General features: G+C 71.0%; 13 protein-coding genes. 5 read left to right on the top strand and 8 right to left on the bottom strand.

Going from position 1 to position 19,006, the window contains the following annotated elements; all coding sequences use genetic code 11:
• Nucleotides 1–23 precede the first annotated feature (23 nt).
• The 6 genes from eccD to BZZ08_RS04590 form a co-directional block, all read right to left on the bottom strand.
• Entirely contained in the window at nucleotides 24–1,382 is a 1,359-nt protein-coding gene (eccD, locus tag BZZ08_RS04610) for a type VII secretion integral membrane protein EccD (RefSeq protein WP_104630820.1), read from the bottom strand.
• A gap of 51 nt (nucleotides 1,383–1,433) precedes the next feature.
• On the bottom strand, nucleotides 1,434–1,760 hold the full coding sequence (locus BZZ08_RS04605; RefSeq protein WP_104630819.1) for a WXG100 family type VII secretion target: 327 nt from the start codon (nucleotides 1,758–1,760) through the stop codon (nucleotides 1,434–1,436).
• A gap of 58 nt (nucleotides 1,761–1,818) precedes the next feature.
• A complete protein-coding gene (locus BZZ08_RS04600) occupies nucleotides 1,819–2,181 on the bottom strand; it encodes a WXG100 family type VII secretion target (protein ID WP_104630818.1) in 363 nt (120 codons plus the stop codon).
• A gap of 431 nt (nucleotides 2,182–2,612) precedes the next feature.
• Complete coding sequence (locus BZZ08_RS04595; protein ID WP_104630817.1) at nucleotides 2,613–2,948, bottom strand: lysine transporter LysE; 336 nt, start codon at nucleotides 2,946–2,948, stop codon at nucleotides 2,613–2,615.
• A gap of 215 nt (nucleotides 2,949–3,163) precedes the next feature.
• A complete protein-coding gene (locus tag BZZ08_RS39795; RefSeq protein WP_274543248.1) occupies nucleotides 3,164–3,292 on the bottom strand; it encodes a hypothetical protein in 129 nt (42 codons plus the stop codon).
• Between the two features lie 59 nt (nucleotides 3,293–3,351).
• Nucleotides 3,352–4,239 carry an aromatic prenyltransferase gene (locus tag BZZ08_RS04590; RefSeq protein WP_104630816.1) on the bottom strand — a complete coding sequence of 296 codons (888 nt, stop codon included), beginning with the start codon at nucleotides 4,237–4,239 and terminating at the stop codon, nucleotides 3,352–3,354.
• 314 nt (nucleotides 4,240–4,553) lie between these two features.
• On the opposite strand from BZZ08_RS04590, the gene BZZ08_RS04585 reads away from it, so the two are divergent.
• The 3 genes from BZZ08_RS04585 to BZZ08_RS04575 all read left to right on the top strand — a co-directional run bounded on the left by BZZ08_RS04585 (nucleotide 4,554) and on the right by BZZ08_RS04575 (nucleotide 11,006).
• Nucleotides 4,554–4,817, top strand: a complete 264-nt coding sequence (locus BZZ08_RS04585; protein WP_104630815.1) for a DUF2630 family protein — start codon at nucleotides 4,554–4,556, stop codon at nucleotides 4,815–4,817.
• Nucleotides 4,818–5,096: 279 nt separating this feature from the next.
• Nucleotides 5,097–8,816 (top strand): S8 family serine peptidase, encoded by a 3,720-nt coding sequence (locus tag BZZ08_RS04580; RefSeq protein WP_104630814.1) that lies wholly within the window; start codon nucleotides 5,097–5,099, stop codon nucleotides 8,814–8,816.
• A 180-nt stretch (nucleotides 8,817–8,996) separates the two neighbouring features.
• Nucleotides 8,997–11,006 carry a CASTOR/POLLUX-related putative ion channel gene (locus BZZ08_RS04575; RefSeq protein WP_104630813.1) on the top strand — a complete coding sequence of 670 codons (2,010 nt, stop codon included), beginning with the start codon at nucleotides 8,997–8,999 and terminating at the stop codon, nucleotides 11,004–11,006.
• A 49-nt stretch (nucleotides 11,007–11,055) separates the two neighbouring features.
• Here the strand turns inward: BZZ08_RS04575 and BZZ08_RS04570 are convergent, their stop codons facing one another.
• Nucleotides 11,056–11,277 carry a hypothetical protein gene (locus tag BZZ08_RS04570; RefSeq protein WP_241965377.1) on the bottom strand — a complete coding sequence of 74 codons (222 nt, stop codon included), beginning with the start codon at nucleotides 11,275–11,277 and terminating at the stop codon, nucleotides 11,056–11,058.
• A 462-nt stretch (nucleotides 11,278–11,739) separates the two neighbouring features.
• Here BZZ08_RS04570 and BZZ08_RS04565 point away from each other — a divergent pair, with 462 nt between their 5' ends.
• Nucleotides 11,740–13,668 (top strand): peptidoglycan recognition protein family protein, encoded by a 1,929-nt coding sequence (locus BZZ08_RS04565; RefSeq protein ID WP_104630811.1) that lies wholly within the window; start codon nucleotides 11,740–11,742, stop codon nucleotides 13,666–13,668.
• 325 nt (nucleotides 13,669–13,993) lie between these two features.
• Here the strand turns inward: BZZ08_RS04565 and BZZ08_RS04560 are convergent, their stop codons facing one another.
• On the bottom strand, nucleotides 13,994–14,995 hold the full coding sequence (locus BZZ08_RS04560) for a helix-turn-helix transcriptional regulator (RefSeq protein ID WP_104630810.1): 1,002 nt from the start codon (nucleotides 14,993–14,995) through the stop codon (nucleotides 13,994–13,996).
• 233 nt (nucleotides 14,996–15,228) lie between these two features.
• Here BZZ08_RS04560 and BZZ08_RS04555 point away from each other — a divergent pair, with 233 nt between their 5' ends.
• Complete coding sequence (locus BZZ08_RS04555; RefSeq protein ID WP_104630809.1) at nucleotides 15,229–18,990, top strand: S8 family serine peptidase; 3,762 nt, start codon at nucleotides 15,229–15,231, stop codon at nucleotides 18,988–18,990.
• Nucleotides 18,991–19,006: the final 16 nt, after the last annotated feature.

Here is a 19,006-nt window from a genome sequence, read left to right as displayed (position 1 = left end):
TACCGCTCCGGCGTCGGGGCCCCTCACGGCGTCTGCCCCGACTGCAGCAGCGAGGTGTAGACGCCGAAGACGCCGACCGCGACCGGTACGGAGGCCAGCAGGAAGAACCCGGCGAGTGTGTCGATCCAGGTCGGCCGCTCCTCGTCCGGGTCGGCGCGGAACGCGCGGCCGAGGCCGAACGCCAGCGCCAGCACGGCCGCGCCCAGCAGGGCGACGGGCCCGGACCACGCCGGTGCCCCGAAGTTGCCCGGAGCCCGGACCAGTGCCACGGCCAGGCCGAGCGTCCCGGCGGCCACCATCGGGACGACGGCGGGCGCCATCGTCAGCCGCCCCGCCCGCAGGATCAGCGCGAGGCCCAGGCAGGCGGTGAGCGCGACCGCGAAGGCGTGGTCCGCCGCACCCAGGACCACGAGGCACGCGGCCTCGACGGCCGAGCCGAGGACGTTCGTGCCGATGAGTACGCGCTGCCCCCGCTTCACCAGCCGAAGGACGTCCGCCTCGTCGGCGTAGGGGTCCGTGCCGCCCGCCCGCGAGCCCGCCAGCACCGCGAGGTGCCCGGCCGCCTTGGGCGCGGCGGCGAGCACGCCCATGGTGGTGACGGACACCGCGGCCGCCGACTCCAGCAGCGAGGTACGGCCGAGGGTGAGGGCGGCGGTCAGCACCAGGGTGATGCCGGTGATCGCCACCGCCATCAGCGTCATGACGTGACGGATCGCCAGCAGCCCGGCGAGGGCTCCGACCAAGGCACCCACGCTCAGGGCCAGGAGCAGGCCGGAGATGCTCGCGCTCACCACCGGCAGGCAGGCCGCGGACGTGGCGAGCAGGGGGACGGCCGCGCACGCCATGATCAGCCTCAGGCCCAGTGACAGCGACCAGCCCTGGCGGGTGGAGTGCCAGGCCAGCAGGGTCAGGGCGAAGGCCACGACCATCGCGCCGACCCCGGTGCCGGGACGGTAGGAGTCCGCGGAGCCCGACCACGCCAGGACCACGAAGGCCGCGACGAGGCCCAGGACGGCCAGGACCAGTGTGGTGTAGGCGCGGGTCCGTCGGCCCCAGGCGGTGACACCGTCGCGGGTCTTCTCGACGGACTCCTCCAGGTCGGTGACCACGGGCTCGTCGAACTCGTCCGCGGCCACGTCCCGGAGGTAGAGCGTGGCGCCGTCCGCGACGCCCGCCTCCCGCAGCGACGCTTCGGGCGCGAGGGGAGGTGCGCCGGGCAGGGCCAGCGACCACACCGGGGGGAACGTCTCGTCCAGATCCACCTGCCCCACGAGCGTGAGCAGGGCCGGGGTGTACTCGGCGATGGCCGCGTCCGCGGGCACCGCGAGATCGACCCGCCGCCGTGCCCCCACCACGGTCACATGACAGCGTTCATTCTCCACTGGGTGTCTTCCTTGTCACACGTAGCCGGGGCCTGTCGGAGGGCGGCGGGGTCAGTGCACCGAGTTCCAGGTCCTGATGTTGGCCTCCTCGGCACCGACGTAGTTGCCCCAGTTCACCCGCATGACGTGGGCGATCTCGCCGAGCACGCCGTCGTCCTCCTCGCCGCCGAAGAGGCCCACGGCGGCCATGTCCCACTCGTGCATGCGCAGTTGATAGTCGGTCGCCGACTGGGCGTTCCAGGTGTCGATCAGCGACTGGATCCGGCTCCTCAAGGCGTGCAGTTCGCCCATGATGTGCTGGGCCGCGGCGTTGATGTCCTGGCCGGCGGTCTCCAGGCCCTGGCCGACATAGATCGGCACACTTTCGATATCGGGCATCGCGATTCCTTCCTCGGGGGATGTGAGCGGCGAGCGGACGTGCGGACGCAGGCCGGGATCAGGACAGGTTGGCCTTCGGGAGGGACACGTTGTTGAGGTTCGCCAGGTTCGAGTGCTCGGAGCCGAGGTAGTTGTCGGCGCTGGAGTCCAGGCCGCCCGCGATGGCGAGCAGCGCGTTCTGGAGCTGTGCCGCGTACACGTCCCACTCCCTCATCAGTTCCTGGAAGGTGTTCGAGGCGACGCCCTGCCAGTTCGCCTCCATCGCGACGACGTAGCTCTTGAGGGCGTCGAGTTCTGCCTGCACGATCTGTTCGGTCGTGCGGATGTCCAGGGCCTTGGCCTTCAGATCCTCGGGTGTCGTTTTGTACAGGACACCGTCCGAGCCTCTGAAACCGCCCTGCCCTCCGTCGGGTGTCGCCATGACGCCCCGCCTTCCTGAACTCGATTCGATGGCCCGGCGCTCGGCGCGCCGGGCAGGTGGGAGAGGTCGCGGAACCGACGGTCGTCGGCGGAACCGTCCGTCGGGCAGGCGGAACCCACCCGACCGGCACACGAACGACTGATCGGGAAGCCAATGTTAGGGGAAAACAACGGCGTACCTGACGGTGGATGGCCAAGTTCACGTTGGCTTGGCTCACTGTCACACACGTCCACACCCTTCGGACATACAGTGTGATGTGGACGTATGCCGGCCGTACCCGCCGCGTCGTGGCAGCTCAGACCGGAGGCCAGACGCAACCCGCGCTCAGGGCACCGGGGTTCGCTGGCGGAACGTCGTCGCTTCGAGCGGCGTGAACGATTCGGGTCCGCCGTGACCGACGACACTGTCCGGCCCGGGCCGACCCGGACGCGTCACAGGCAGCCGCAGTCGGTGGCGTAGAGCAGCAGGAAGAGAGCCGTCGCGGCGGTCGCACCGAAGGCGGCGGCGGTCAGGGCGGCAAGGCCCCGCCGTTTCCCGTTCGGCGGGGCACGGAAGGTCCGCCAGGCACCGTGGGCGAGGAGGAGGCTGAGGAGACCGGCTCCTGCGAGGGTCAGGCGTGGGCCGAAGGACCAGCTCAGGTAGGCGATCAGAACCAGGCAGCCCAGCAGGAGGCAGGCGAGCAGGCTGAGAACCGCCTCGGCGACGGCCTCGCCCACCGTGTCGACCAGAAACTCACCGACGCCCTTCACCGCCCTGCGGACCCCCACGTGACCGAACCTCGCCCTCGCATGCGGTTACCCTGGCGGGGCTTGGTAGTGAGGACCCCCACCGAGCCGAAAAGGTTGCAGGCGTGCTCGTGAGAAGCCGTCGGGCAACTGGAACGCGCCGGGCGCGACACCGACGTGAACCTCCGGTCGCCGGAGTTGGACCGGGTAGACGGCCTCACCCTGCCCGGAACGCCAGAGCCAGGCATACGGGGCGGTCAGGCCGCTTCGCGCATCCGTCGTACGACGCCCTTGAGGAGTGCGGCGAGGGCCGCCACCCGCTCGGGTGTGGCTTGGAACTCGGCGGGATCTCCGGCCGGTCGGCGCCGGCGCTCACCGACAGGCACGGCCTGACGGAACGTTGCTTCCGGGGGCCGTGCCTGCGATGGGTACGTTCGAGGGGCGATCAGCGGTTCCAGTAGCCGAAAACCCGGGACGCGGCATCACCGGTGTAGTCCGCCTCCATCTTCAGGTAACTCCCACGGGCACCGAAGGTGGGGTTGAAGATCAGCTCCCTCCGCTCAGCCTGCACCGGAGCCTCGGCGGCGAAGCGGGCGGCGAGCGGGTGCAGGTGGGAGGGGAACTCCCCTTCCCCCGCCGGGACGGCGAAGCAGAGCCTGCGGGCCCGCGCGGAGTTCCAGTCGAACGTGTAGTAGACGTTGATCGCTCCCCGGCAGCGCCCGATCTCCTCGTTGTCCGGCGGAAGAGAACCCATGTCCCGGATCATCCTGGCTACGTCCTCGTGGTCGAAATAGCCGGGACTGACCATCTCGGAGTAGAGGTTCGTCGTGTTGTCGCGGAAATCGAACCCCATGATCGCGAATCTGTCGATACGGGCCTCGCCGAAACGTTCACGATGGTCACGCAGGGAAGGGGGTACGTTTTCGAGCGAAGCGATGTCACCGAATTCCAGGGGCTGCTCGAAGAACGCCCAGACCTTCTGTACGCCGTTTCCCACCGACGCGTCCAGCCCCCACCACAGGGGGACCTTGTCGGTGACCTCCGCGAGCAGCGACATGACAGCAGGATCGGCGTCGGGAAGAAGTCCGTGTGCCCGGGCGATCCCGACCGGATCATGGGGCGAATCCGGGTACATGTAACGGAAGTTCACACTGCGGTTGGAGGCTTCGTGTGTCGTCGTGCGGACCGTGATGGTTCCCGTGGCGAACTGCTCCGCGAAAACGTCAACCACCTGCTCGACGGCTCGGTTGTCGAAGTCGACCTCGGCAAGCTCCGCGTACGCCTCGAGGTCGGAAAGGAGCCGAGCCAGATCCGTCGTTCCACCAGTAGGCATTGCTCTCCTGCTTCTTCCGGATCACATAGGGGTGCTTGTGGACATGACTCGCTCGTGGTCCGTGAACGCGACAGTCACGCGTCCGGGGCCGCCTTGCCGTCTGCCAGTCCGATACAGTGTGACTTCAGCCTCATCCGGGCCACTCGGCCACCACACCATACTGGACTTCCTCACACTGTCTGAGCCGTACCCATCGGGCTCAAGGCGAGAAGAACGTCACGCGACACCTCTGTCCCCGGTCCAGACAATGAAGAGTGCGACCGACTGACCCGTCGGCTGCACCGACAACGGCAACCCATCGTCCAGGGAGAATCATGACCGGCTCCGAAGCCGACGCCGAGGGACAGATCCTCAGTCGCATCAACGAAATGATCCGTCAGGAGAAGGACCTGCGGGAGCAGCTTGCCGAGCAGGTGATCGACGCGTCGACCGAGCACGCGCGTCTGGCCCGTCTGGAGGTCGAGCTGGACCGGTGCTGGGACCTGCTCCGGCAGCGAAAGGCTCGGGTCGCCGCAGGTCAGGATCCCGACAATGCGCGCGTTCGGCCCGCCTCGCAGGTCGAGGACTACCTCTCCTGAAGCGGAGCCGGCTGTCACGGCTGCCATAGGGAGGTGGCCGGGGGTTCAGGCAGTGAACGGCCGTGTGACAGAGGCGGGAGTTCGGGCGTCCCCACGATCGTGCGACGTTCGGGGACGGTGTCCGGGCCGGTCCGAGGAGTGAGCCCGCACTCTTCACACGGTGTACGGGGTGGCCGTATGCTCACCGCGCTCGAGAGAGGCCGACCGTTCGTTCGGTCAACTTTGAAGTGCCCGGGGACGATCGTCCCCGTTCGGCGCGACCGCAGGAGATACAGACACTTGAAACGACACCCAAGATGCTGGAGCGCGAGTGCAGTTGCCGCCGCTTCGGTGCTCGTGTTCACGGGACCGTTCAGCGTACAGGCCGTGGCTGGGCCCGGCTCCGCACCCGCGCTCGCCGCGTCGGAGGCCCCCTCTTCCACCGGCGTTCCCACCGGGGAGCACGTTGTGACACTGGTCACCGGGGACGTGGTGACCACCCGTCAGGGCTCGGGCGGAGCCGGTGGGGTGGTCACCGTGCGGGACGCCGACGGGAAGCCCGCGCGGGCGCGCCTCACCGAGGCGGACGGTGACCTGTTCGTGTACCCGGAGTCCGCGCTGCCCTTCGTCGCCAAGGGCAGCCTTGACCGCGAACTGTTCAACGTCACCGCCCTGATCGAGGACGGGTACGACGATGCCTCCCGCGACCGGCTCCCCTTGATCGTGTCGTACCGGAACGCGGCGGCGCGCCGTACGGCCGCTGTCCCTGACGGCGCCCGCAAGGTGCGCGACCTCGTCAGTGTCCAGGGCGCCGCGCTCAGTGCCGACCGGGCGCGGGCCGCGGAGTTCTGGCGTTCCGTCACCGGGGAGAACGCGGTCGACGACGGCGTCAGGGATTCACGTACCGACGCCGCCTTCCGCGGCGGGGTCGCGCACATCTGGCTCGACGCCCCGGTCGAGGCCGACCTGGCCGACAGCACCGCACAGATCGGCGCCCCGAGGGCCTGGGCCGGCGGCAACACCGGGCAGGGTGTGGAGGTCGCCGTTCTCGACACCGGCGTCGACGCCGGGCACCCGGACCTCGTCGGCCGGATAGCGGCGCGGCAGAGCTTCGTACCGGACGAGAACACCGACGACCGCGACGGGCACGGCACCCACGTGGCGTCCACCGTCGCCGGCACCGGTGCGGCCTCCGACGGCAAGGAGAAGGGGGTGGCGCCCGGAGCGCGGCTGAGCATCGGCAAGGTGCTGGACAACTCCGGGCGCGGGCAGATCTCCTGGACGCTGGCCGCCATGGAGTGGGCCACCGTCGAACGCCACGCGAAGATCGTCAACATGAGCCTGGGCTCCAGTGAGCAGTCGGACGGCAGCGATCCGATGAGTCAGGCGGTGGACCGGCTCAGCGCCCAGACCGGCGCGCTGTTCGTCGTCGCAGCGGGCAACGGGGGCGAGGCCGGCACCGTCGGCGCCCCTGGTGTGGCCACCTCCGCACTGACCGTGGGCGCGGTGGACGCCACCGACACCGTGGCCCCGTTCTCCAGCCAGGGTCCCCGGGTCGACGGCGCGCTGAAGCCGGAGATCACCGCCCCCGGAGTCGGCATCCTCGCCGCCAACTCCTCCTTCGCCGCCAACGGCAACGGTGCGTACCAGAGCCTGAGCGGCACCTCGATGGCCGCGCCGCACGTCGCCGGTGCCGCCGCTCTGCTCGCCGCCGCACGTCCCGACCTCACTGGCAGCGCCCTGAAGGACGCCCTCGTCAGCAGTTCGCACCGCACTCCGCAGTACGACGCGTTCCAGGCCGGCAGCGGCCGGGTGGACGTCGACGCCGCGGTACGCGCCGGGGTGTACGCCTCGGCGACCGCCTACGCCCCGGGCAGCTCACCGGGCCCCGTACAGCGCCCGGTGACGTACACGAACACCACCGGCGCCGCGGTCACCCTGGATCTTTCGGTCGCGGCGACGCACGCGCCCGAGGGGATGTTCCGGCTGTCGGCCTCCCGGGTCACCGTGCCGGCGCACGGCACCGCCGATGTCGCGCTGACGATCGACGCGTCGGGCTCGGCAGGTGGCCGCACCTACAGCGGCCAGATCCTGGCGACGGACGCCGACGCGCGGAACGTGACGCACACCGCGGTGTCCGTGGGCCCGGTCCGGCACAAGCTGACGGTGCACTTCAAGGACGCGGGCGGCAACCCCGTGCCGGGCGTGTTCGATCTGCTGAAGTCGGGGGACTCCGAGTCCCTCCCCGTCCTCGTCGGCGACAGCGGCACGACCGAGCTGTACCTGCCTGAGGACACCTACTCGGCCCTCGCCTACAAGACCGTCCCCGGCGTCCACGGCCCCCATTCGTGGGGCATGGCGCTGCTCGGGGACCCCGAGGTCCGGCTGACGAAGGACACCACGGTCACCTTCGACGCGGGCCGGATCGAGCGCATCGAGACGACGGTGCCCCAGCGGACCGAGGCGACCTACCAGCGGCTGGACTACCAGCGCTCCATGGAAGGGATGACGTACCGGACAGGCTTGGAGACCCAGACCGCGTACGACAGCCTGTGGGCGCAGCCGACCACCCACAAGGTGACCCACGGCGACTTCCTCGTCAGCGCCCGCTGGCGCAAGGAGCAGCCCGCGCTGACGGTGTCCACCCGGACCACGGACTTCACGGACGTCTTGCGCCAGGAGGGCGTCACCGCACTGCCGAAGGGCACGCGCAAACTGCCGTTGGTCTTCGCGGGCAACGGCGCCGCCACCGAGTACGCCCGGCTCGACGCCCGCGGCAAGGCGGTGGTGGTACGCCGCGACGACGACGTCGCCGACGGCGTCCAGGCGGCCAACGCCGTGGCCGCGGGGGCCACACTGCTGCTGGTGGTCAACAACGAGGACGGCCGTGCCTTGCGCGGCTACGGCGAGCCCTTCGGGCGGCCCGTCGCCCTCGACGTCGCGCTGCTGAGCACCGACGAGGGCGAGAAGCTCGCCGCCCAGGCGAAGGTGCGCGGTGCGCAGGTCACCGTGACCTCCCAGCCGGTCAGCCCCTACGTGTACGACCTCCTGGCGAGCTGGCACAACGAGATTCCGACCCGGATGACCACCCGGGCCGACTCCCGCTCCCTGGCCCGGGTCGACGTGGCCTTCGACAGCCCGCTGCCCGACGGGTCCGGCGGGGAGTTCCGGTACGACTGGATCCCGGGCAGCGGCTGGACCTTCGGCGGCCCCCAGCCCGAGCCCGTCAGTGGCGCCCGTACCGACTGGGTCTCCACCGGTGACTACCGCTGGAACCAGGAGGCGTACGCGGGCGGCGTGATCTACGAGATCGGCGCCAAGACGGCCTACCGGCCCGGCAGCCGCCAGTCGGAGGAGTGGTTCGGGCCCATCGAACGACCTCACCTCAACGACGCGTACCGTTCGCCCCTGCGCGTCGGTGACTCGATGGCCGTCGACGTCCCCGCCTGGGGCAGCCGGGACCACATCGGCCTCAGCCAGGACGACACCGGTACGACCACGCAGCACATGACCCTGTCCCAGGGCGGCACGACCCTCGGCGAGGGAGTCTTCTCGCTCGTCCAGGGCAAGGCTCCGGGCCCCGGGAAGCTGCCCTACCGGCTCGTCGTCACCGGTGAGCGCACGGCGCCGTTCACGCCGTACTCCTCGGCAACCCGGACCCAGTGGGACTTCGTCTCCGCTGCCGCCGCCGACCCGGAGGCCGAAACGGTGCTGCCGCTCGTACAGCTCGACTACCGCGTCGAGCTCGACGGCGCCGGTCGCGCCAAGCGGCACGCCACGCTGACCGTGACGGCCGCGCACCTGCCCGGCGCCGCGCACGTCGGCCACCTCGGCGCACCCACCCTGGAGCTGTCCTACGACGACGGCCGCACCTGGCACCGCGCCAACCGCACCGGGGACGGCGGGTTCCGCCTCGACGCCCCGAGCGGGGCGGAGTTCGTGACGGTGCGCGCCAGTGCGCGGGACATGGTCGGCAACACCGTCCACCAGACGGTCACCCGGGCCTTCGGCCTCCGCTGAACCGACGTCACCCCAGCAGGACGGCGGGCTACGGATCGGGGCAGCGCTGCCCGGATCCGTAGCCCGCCGTGCCGTTCCCTAATGGGTGAATATCCCGGTGACACGGTGTGTCGCGGCTCTCGCGTCAGCACTCTTCCGCTGATGGCTCACCCGGGCGCGGGGCAGTAGGGGGTACACGGTATGGGGCGCCAGCGGCCCGTTTCATGGCGACACCGAGCGCGTTATGTCTTCGACCGGACACTGGCCCGAAGCACCGGGGCATTGCTCGGCTGGCTGGCCGCCTGCTGTCTGGCGATCGTCGTTCCGGTCAGCACGCTCCTGGTGTGGACCGACCCGCGGGCACCCCGCTCCCTCTCGGAACGGCTCGTCGCGGTGTGGCGTACGAGCGCCGAGACCCTCCGCCTCGGCGGGGTGACCGGCGCACCGATCCGGATGCTCCTGTCGGTGTTTCTCGGATTGATTGCCCTGCTGTGTGTATCCACCCTGGTGGGCGTGATCACGACCGGGCTGGGTGACCGCTTGGAAGAACTGCGCCGGGGTCGGTCCAGGGTGCTGGAGCAGGGGCACGCGGTGGTGCTCGGCTGGTCCGACCAGGTGTTCACCGTTGTCGGTGAGATGGTCGTCAGCCAGCTCGGCAGGGTACGGGGGGCCGTCGCGGTGCTCGCCGATCGCGACTCCGCCGTGATGGCCTCGGACCTGAACGCGGCGCTGGGGATGACGCGCGGAGTACGCGTCGTCTGCCGTACGGGCGCGCCGACGGACCTCGCCGCCCTCGCGCTGCTCACTCCCGCCGCGGCGCACTGCGTCCTGGTGCTGCCGGGCGACGACGACGCCGCCGACGCGGAAGTGGTCCGGGTGCTGTTGGCCCTGCGAGCCCTGCTCGGCGCCGGGGCGGGCCCACCGGTGGTGGCCGCCGTGCGCGACGAGCGGTTCCTGACCGCGGCCCGGCTCGCTGCCGGAACGCGGGGCGTCATCCTGGACGTCGAGGCCACGACGGCGCGGCTGCTCGTCCAGGCCGCCCGGCACCCCGGCTTGGTGCGGGCGTTGAGGGACCTGCTCGATCTCACGGGCGCCGAGTTCCACTTGGTCCACGCACCGGACGCCCTGGGGCTGACGTTCGCCGAGATTTCGCCGCGGTACGAGGAAGCCTGCGCCGTCGGGTACCTGGCGGCCGACGGCCGTGCCCTGCTCACACCGGCGTCCGGCGCGCGATGTGGCCCCGGGGACCGTTTGATCGTCGTCGCGCGGGACGATCGGCCGCCCGTTCCGAAGCAGGACGGCACCGCTGTGGATCCCACCGTCATGGCGGACCCGCACGACCGGCAGCGGTCTCCCTCGAAGACGTTGCTGCTGGGTTGGAACCGTCGCGCTCCACTGGTCATGGACTCGCTCAGCCGCACCGCACAGCCGGGCTCACACCTGCACGTCGTCACCGGTTCCGACGACGGATCGGTGACTGCGGGGGCCGCGGGCCCCACTGAAGACGAAAGGGTCGCCGTGTCGTACCACGTCGGGGAGCCGACCCGACCCGACACTGTGCGCGCACTCGACCTGTTCGGCTACGACAGCGTGATCGCGCTCGGACCGGACGCGGGTCCGCACCGGGCCCGACCCGACGACCAGCTCCTGCTCACGCTGCTGACCCTCAGGGCCGTCGAGGAGGAGACGGGCCAGGCGCTGCCCGTCATCGCCGAACTGACCGACCACCGCAGCCTGGCACTGGCCCCGCTGGGCCCGGAGTGGGACGCTGTCGTGCGCGGCGAGCTGACCTCCCTGCTCATGACCAGGATCGCGCAGAACACCGGCATGGCCGCTGTGTTCGAGGAGCTCTTCGCCGCACGGGGTGGCGCCTTGGCCCTGCGCCCGGCCTCGCACTACGTGCTCCCCGGACGGGTCGCGTCCTTCGCCACCGTGGTGGCGTCCGCCCTCAGGCGTGGGGAGTGCGCGATCGGGTACCGAGCGCACGATGCGCGCATCCCGCGCCGGGAGATCGACGTGCGCCTCGCTCCCGGCAAGGCGGAACGACGTGTCTGGACTTCCTCGGACGAGATCCTGATCGTGGCCCCGCCGGACGCGGGTGCCCGTTGCTCGGGTGCCGCGTCCGACGAGCGACCGGTGCGTCCGGACATGCTCCCGGAAGCCCGGCGGGGCACGGAAGGCAGACCTGCGCGCGGCCCCGCCCCTGGATGAGGCCAAGAGGACCGGTCCGCTCAGCCGCGGGCGGAAGGCCGGACAGCGGTCAGGCCGCTGTCCGGCGGGTGAGGGCCGGCAACGTCCTGGTCCTGATCCGACGGTAGGTCGCGAACCCGTTCACGGTCACCGCTGCCCAGATGACGGTACTGAGCAACGGCCACCAAAGCTCGCGTCCCTGCGCACCCTCGGCCAGCTTGGCGACCGAGTTCAGCGCCCAGCCGACGGCGAGGAAGAGAGCCGCCCACCTGGCCCACCGCCAGATCGCCATGGTCCCTCGCGCACGGGATTCCTGCCGAGTCCGTTCCCTGTGCCGAAGTTGTGTGTCCACCATGACTCTTCGTCTGCCCGCCATCCGGCGTCGTCTGCTCGCCTTCGCGAGGAAGGCCGAAAACCACGGGTTGCCGTCAACCGCCAGTCAGTTCGCCAGAGACCAGTCGCCACTGCTCGGCGGGAGGGCCGCAACGGCGACGCGGGCGCAAGACCGCCGGCGGGTCTGGGTCACGCCGAACCATGCGGCCAGGCAGGTGACTTACCGTCCCAATGACATCGAACGGTGCCGCCGGCGAGTGGGTCACAACACACCGTGTTGAACCATGCGGACTCTCGTGGCACCTACAACCAGCTTCGCCCTATAGTCATCCTCGCATCGAGTTGCCCTGCGCCGACGGCCTGCCACGGCCGCTGGTCGGCGCGCCTCGATGCCCTTTACTTCTTGATAAGGAGCATCACCTTGTACAAGTCACGAAGGGCAGTCGTTCTGCCCGTCGGTGTCACGGTGGGCGCACTCGTCGCGGGTGGCCTGTTGTCCATGTCGGGCGCGGCACAGGCCGACACGGCGAGTGACGCCTCGGGAAAGCGCCAGGAGGCCCTGCTCGCCGCGGCGGACGAGTACCACATCCCGCCCGCCGTCCTGCTCGCCCTGTCCCACCAGGAAGCGGCGTGGGACGCACACGGCGGCCTGCCGAGCACCGACGGCGGTTACGGCCCGATGAATCTCACCGACGTCACCCCCGCCATGCTGGCCGGCGGCGGCGCCGGTGCCGCGGGCCGCGCCGACCTCGAGACCCTTGCCGCCGACCCCGCTCTCCACACACTGCGCACCGCTGCGGAGTTGACCGGCCTGTCGGCGGGGGACCTGCGCGAGGACGACGCCGCGAACATTCGGGGCGGCGCCGCGCTGCTGGCCTCGTACGAGCGGGAACTGGTCGGCGCAACGCCCACGGACCCCGCCCAGTGGTACGGGGCCGTGGCCCGCTACAGCCAGGCCAAGCAGGAGAAGGCAGCGGCGAGCTTCGCCGACCGCGTCTTCCGCACGGTGCGGGGCGGCGCCTCCGCCACGACCCAGGACGGCCAGCGCCTGCGCCTGGCTGCCAGCCCCTGGGTCGCCCCCAACCGGCAGCAGATAGACGCACTGGGCCTGAAAAAGACGTCCACGGCGGCCGTTACGGAATGCCCCACGACGGTCGACTGCACCTTCGTCGCCGGCTCTCCGGTCGGCGGCCAGGTGGCCAACCGGCCCGCGAACGGCATCCGCATCGACACGATCGTCATTCACGACCTGGAGTCCACCTACGACGCCGGTGTCGCGGGCCTGGCCAACCCCACCACCCCCGCCTCGACCCATTACGTCATGTCGTCGTCCGGTGCGGTCACCCAGATGGTCCCGACCAAGGACATCGCCTTCCACGCCGGAAACTACTCGACCAACCTGCACTCCATCGGGATCGAGCACGAAGGCTACGCCGCTCACGGCGCCGCCTGGTACACGGAGTCGCAGTACCAGGCCACAGCCGACCTGGTGAAGTACCTGGCCGCGCGCTTCGGCGTACCGCTGGACCGGCAGCATGTCATCGGCCATGACAACGTCGCTGGGCCGAACTCCGCGCTGGTCGCCGGCATGCACTGGGACCCCGGCTACGCGTGGGACTGGAACCACTTCATGAGCCTGCTCGGGGCGCCGGTCAGCGGTCTGCCCGAGGTGCCCCAGCCGGGCGAGGTCGTGGCGATCACGCCCTCGTTCACGGACAACGTGCAGACCTTCCAGGTGTGCCCCTCCGACGACCCCACCGGGCAGACAACCGCCTGCACCGAGCGGCAGCAGCAGACCAACTTCGTCTACCTGCGCACCGCCCCCAGCGAGACCGCCCCGCTCTTCGGCGACCAGGCGATCCACGGCACCGCCGCGGGTACCAACCGGGTGAGCGACTGGGGCAGCACGGCACAGGCCGGTCAGCAGTTCGTGGTGGCAGAGGTGCGGGAGGACTGGACCGCCGTCTGGTTCAGCGGGGCGAAGGTGTGGTTCCACAACCCGGGCGGCACCAACACCCGTATCCGCTACGGAGTGAAGATCATCAAGCCCGCCGGGAGCGCACCGGTGGCACTCTACGGCTCCAGCTATCCCGACAAGGCCGAGTATCCGGCCGGCCTCGGCGCCTCCACCCAGGCCCCGCTCAGCATGTACTCCATCCCGGTCGGACAGGCGTACGTGGCCACCCAGGACGCCTCGGCCACCGACGACTACTTCCCGTCCAGCGGAGCGGTCGTCATCGGCGGGAAGAAGATGTACACCGTGCAGTACAACCACCGCGTCGCACTCGTCTACGCGGACACCGTCACCGCGACCACGGCGACTCACCACTGGGAGAACGGCGGCGCCTGACCGTCGGGCCCGTCACGTGACGTCCGTCAGGGACGGGTCCGGCACGTCGCCGTCGTCAGCGGCGACGTGCCCGCCCTTCTGACGTCGTCCCGCGCACCTGGTCCGCTTCGGCAGGTGTCGGTGACTGGTTGCGCTCCGATCCGGGCAACGCTCCCGCCCGCGGTCGGGTGGCCTTTTCCTCGACGGCCACCCGACCGCGGGCATCTCACTGCCCGGCATCAGCCCTTCCCGTCAGAACGGCGCCCGATCAGGGTGCCCTCAGCCGAGGCCGGCCGCCAGTGTCACCGTGCCGCCCGCGGCCGGAACCGGTCTCGCGTCCGGCCGCTCACAGCCAGTCGCGGCGGGCTGCCGCCACGCCGGCACCGAACCGGTTGGTGGTGCCCAGCTCCGCGTACAGGTTCTGGATCCGACGTCGCAGGGTTCGGGTCGAGACGCCGAACTGGCGGGCGATGGCGTCGTCCTTGACGCCGGCGGCGAAGAGGGCCAGCAGCTGACGCTCCTCTTCGGTCGGCCGCCGCGCGCCGCCGCCCGGACCGGCTTTGTCCGGTCCCGGTGCCGCGGAGGTCTCCGCCTCGCTCAGACGGGCGGCGACGGCCCAGTAGCGGTCGAAGAGTTCGGACAGCACCTCGATCAGGGGCGGTGCCTCGGTGTAGAGGCAGTCGGTGCTGCCTCCTTCCAGGGTCAGCGACACCATCGCCGCCGAGCGATCGACCACGACGAGCTTGACGGGCAGCGCGGGCACCACTCGGGCCTCCTCGCCGCGGGAGACCAGGCTGCCCAAGTCCTGCCAGCCGCCGTCGTCGTCGAAGCTGGCGGCCGCGTAGACGGCCCGTACCCGTACCCCACGGCGGATCGCGGCCTCGTCCAGCGGCTCGTTGGGAGCCAGCAGGTAGGGCGGGCGCTCCAGCTCGCAGATCTCGCGCCGGGCGGCCTGTTTGAGCCGGTAGTAGCAGTCCCCGACCTCCTCCGCGCCACTGATGGTCCGGGTGTCGGGCTGGGCCGTGCCCGACCTCCGCGCCTCGTCGAAGAGTTCACCGAGCGAGGCGGCGGCGTCGCGCACGGCCGCCAGTTGCCGAGTGCGCGACTCCACCAGGGCGGCGAGCGCGTGTCGCGGATCCACGGTCTGGTACTCGCCGGAGGAGCGGCGGCTGAGCAGTCCGTTGCGGTGCAGGCGTTCGAGTTGGGCCACTGCCTGACCGCGGTTCAGCCCGAAGGCCGTGACGAGGCTCTCGGCGGTCCCGCCACCGCGTGTGAGCAGCTCACGGTAGACGGCCTCCGTGTCCGCGTCGAGTCCGACCAGCGCCATCGGCGCATCGGTTTCCGCCATCGCTCTCCCACCCTGACCCCTGCGGCGCGAGCATCCGGTGCGCCTTGCGTACCGTACGCCGGAACACTCGAATTACACACGGTGCAGTGTGTCGCGCTTGCGGAACGTTGCACCTTTTGCATCGTGTCCACATGGTGACATGGCACAGGAGTGCCAGAGATGTGTCTTTACAGCCTCGCGAGCGGGATGGCTGACTTCGATCGATCCCTGCACATCTAGTCGGTGAGGTCCCCTTGCCCATCCCCTGGTCCCGCGGACGCGGGCTGACCGTCGGCATCGCCGCCCTGCTGGTGCTCACCGCGACGGCTCCGGCCGCCTCGGCGGCCCCGGCGACGGTGTCCCCCGCGCCACCCACCGCTCCGGCGGGGCCGACCCGCGTCCTGACGCTGATCACCGGCGACAGGGTCACCGTGACCGGCGAGGGCGGAGCCGAGACCGTGCTGTCGGTGACCGACAGCCATGGCAGGAGCGGCGGCGCGCATGTGATGTCGGTGGGCTCCGACACGTACGTCTATCCCGACGCGGCCGTCCCGTACCTCGGGTCGGGAGCCCTGGACGGGCGGCTCTTCAACGTCACGGAGCTGCTTGAGGACGGGTACGACGACGCGCGCGCCGATGAACTGCCGCTCATCGTCACCTACACCGACACGGCGGCCCGCTCGCGCAGCGCGAAGACGCCCGAGGGTGCCCGGCGGACCCGGGCGCTCAGCAGCATCCAGGGTGCCGCCATCTCCGCGGACCACTCCCGCGCGGCGGACTTCTGGACGTCGCTGACCGGTACCGGGGACACCGGGGCCGGCGACTCGGCGGCCCGGTCGGGCACGTCCGGGGGCCGGCTGGCCGGCGGTATCGCCAAGGTGTGGCTGGACGGCAAGGTGCGGGCCACGCTGTCGGACACGACGGCGCAGATCGGAGCCCCGGAGGTCTGGTCGGGCGCGAACACCGGTGAGGGCGTGGGCGTCGCCGTCCTGGACACCGGCATCGACGCGGGCCACCCGGACTTCGCCGGGCGCGTCGCGGCCACGGCGAGTTTCGTGCCGGACCAGGACGTCACCGACCGGAACGGTCACGGCACCCATGTGGCGTCCACCGTGGCCGGGACGGGCGCCGCGTCCGGCGGGGTCGAGAAGGGCGTCGCACCGGGGGCGTCGCTGCACATCGGCAAGGTCCTCGACAACAGCGGGAGCGGTCAGGACTCCTGGGTCCTCGCCGGCATGGAGTGGGCGGTCCGCGACCAGCACGCGAAGATCGTCAGCATGAGTCTGGGCGACTCCCCCACCGATGGCACCGATCCGCTCAGCGAGGCGGTCAACCGGCTCAGTGAGGAGACCGGAGCGCTGTTCGTCATCGCCGCGGGCAACTCCGGCCCGGAGGCGTACACCGTGGGCACGCCCGCTGCCGCCGACGCGGCGCTGACGGTGGGTGCGGTGAACGGTCCGGGCAAGGGCGTCGACCAGCTCGCGGACTTCTCCAGCCGCGGTCCCCGCGTGGGTGACAACGCCATCAAGCCGGACCTGACCGCTCCGGGTGTGGGCGTTCTCGCCGCGCGCTCGCAGTACGCGCCGGAGGGCGAGGGCGCCTACCAGTCCATGGACGGCACCTCGATGGCCACGCCGCATGTGGCGGGCGCCGCGGCCCTGTTGGCCGCCGAGCACCCCGACTGGACGGGGCAGCGGCTCAAGGAGACACTGGTCGGCACCACCGCCGGCACCCAGCGATTCAGCCCGTTCGACGCGGGCAGCGGACGGGTGGACGTCGCCGCCGCGGTGCGCTCGACGCTGCTGGCATCCGGTGACGCGTTCGCGCAGACCCACTACCCGTACACCCCGGGTCAGACCGTCCGCCGGGACGTCGCCTACACCAACTCCGGCCCCGCGCCGGTCACGCTGGATCTCGCGCTGAGCCCCGCCGAGCTGCCCGAGGGCCTGTTCACCCTGTCGGACGCACAGGTGACCGTGCCCGCCCACGGCACCGCCTCCGTCGGCGTGATCACACATCTCGACGCGGCCGAGGACAACGGCGCGTACGCCACCCGCCTGGTCGCCACCGGCGCCGACGGAGCCGTGCTGGCCCGCACCCCGGTCGGGGTGAACAAGGAGGGCCCTCGGGCGACCCTGGCGCTCACGGCAAAGGACCGCCACGACAAGCCGTTGTCCGGAACCGTCATCCTCAAGGACGTCGAACGCAACACCGCGCCGAAGGTCTACTCCGTGGACGCCTCGGGCCGCCTGGACCTCCGGTTGTCCCCGAGCACCTACTCGGTGTGGATGAACTCCGCCATGCCCGGCGTCGACGGCACGCACACGCTGGGCTTCGCGATGTTCACCGCACCCGAGGTCGTCCTCGACGCGGACCGCACGGTCGCCTTCGACGCCGACGACCTGCGCAAGGCGGCCGCCGTCACACCACGGGCCACGGCCAACCAGTTCCTCCGGATCGACCAGTACCGCGGCAACACCGGACTGTTCCCCTTCATGGACAGCTATGTGGCCGAGTACTGGCGCTACGACAGCCTGTGGGTCACACCCACGCCCGAGGTGCGGACGGGCTCGTACACCTTCGCCACCCGCTGGCGGCAGATCCAGCCTCCGCTGACGTTCTCCGCGGGCTCCCAGACCTTCGACGACGTCACGGTCCAGAGCCTGTCGCCCGAACTGCCCGAGGGCACACATGCCTACCGAGCCGTCTGGGCGGGTGACGGCTCCGCGGCCGAATTCCGCCGGGTCGAGGTCAGGGACCGCGTCGCGGTCGTCCGTCGCAGCGACACCGTGACCCCGACGGACCAGGCCGCCGCGGCGGCGAAGGCCGGGGCGCGTCAGCTCCTGATCCTGAACGACGGGTACGGGAAGTTCGACCCCTGGGCCGACCTGCCGGAGGCCGCCCCGCTTCCCGTGGCGTCGCTGGGCACCGACGACGGCAGGCGGCTGCTGGCCCGGCTCCGCGGGACCGGCACGACCACGCTCCGGGTCGTCTCCCACCCCGCCCCCCGCTACGCCTACGACCTGGTCCGCCACCACGACGGTGCGGTTCCTCAGAACCCGTCCTACCGCCCCGCCCCCGGGGAGCTGGCACGCGTCGACGACACGTTCCGCGACACGTCGCAGGGCCGGGCGGTCGAATACCGCCAGGACGTCTCCCTCCTCGGCCATCCGCTGGGCGTCGTGCCCACCCAGGTCCGGGCCCAGGGTGAACTCACCTCGTGGGTCACCGCGGACGACGACGTCCAGTGGGTGTCCTTCGCCTCCAGGTCCGACCTGGGCCAGCGGGGCGTGGCGCGCTCGTACAAGCCGCGCAGCACCACCCGGGAGACCTGGTTCGCCCCGATCCAGCACCCTCGCCTGCTCAGCGACGACGGCACCAGTGGGCAGGGCCCCTTCCGGGCCGGTGACAACATCAGCACCTCCGTCATGACCGCGTGGGGCGACTCCGGCCGGCACGCGGGCGTCGTCTGGGCCGACAGCGACACGTCCCGGATCTCGCTCTACCAGGGCGGCGAACTGCTCGGCGAGGACGTCAACGAACGGATCGTCACGGTCGGGGATCTGTCGCCTGATCCGAAGCCCTACCGGCTCGTGCTGGAAGGCAGCCGAAACCTCCCGGACCGCCCGTACTCGACCCGTACCCGCACCGTCTGGGACTTCACCTCGGCCACCACGGATCCCACCCGTCTCACACCGCTGCCCCTGGTGCAGCTCGACTACGCGGTGGACGCCGATCTGTCGGGCCGCGCCCACCGACGCACGGAGCTGACCGTCACGGCCTCGCACCTCAGGGGCGCGGCGGGAGCCGGCGCGATCCGCACGGCGACCGTGGAGGTGTCCTACGACGACGGCGCCACCTGGCACCGGACGGCGCTGCGGACGTCGGCGGACGGCTGGACGACGCGGCTCGACGCACCGGGCAAGGCGCGCTACGCGAGCTTGCGGACGACGGCGAAGGACACCGAGGGCAACGGCGTCAGCCAGACCCTGATCCGCGCCTTCGGCCTGCGATGAGCGCGGGGTGGGGACA

It is taken from the genome of Streptomyces sp. MH60 (genome assembly GCF_002939385.1).
GTDB lineage: Bacteria > Actinomycetota > Actinomycetes > Streptomycetales > Streptomycetaceae > Streptomyces.
Note: the sequence above shows the minus strand (reverse complement) of the source record. Positions and strands in the feature narration are given on the sequence as shown.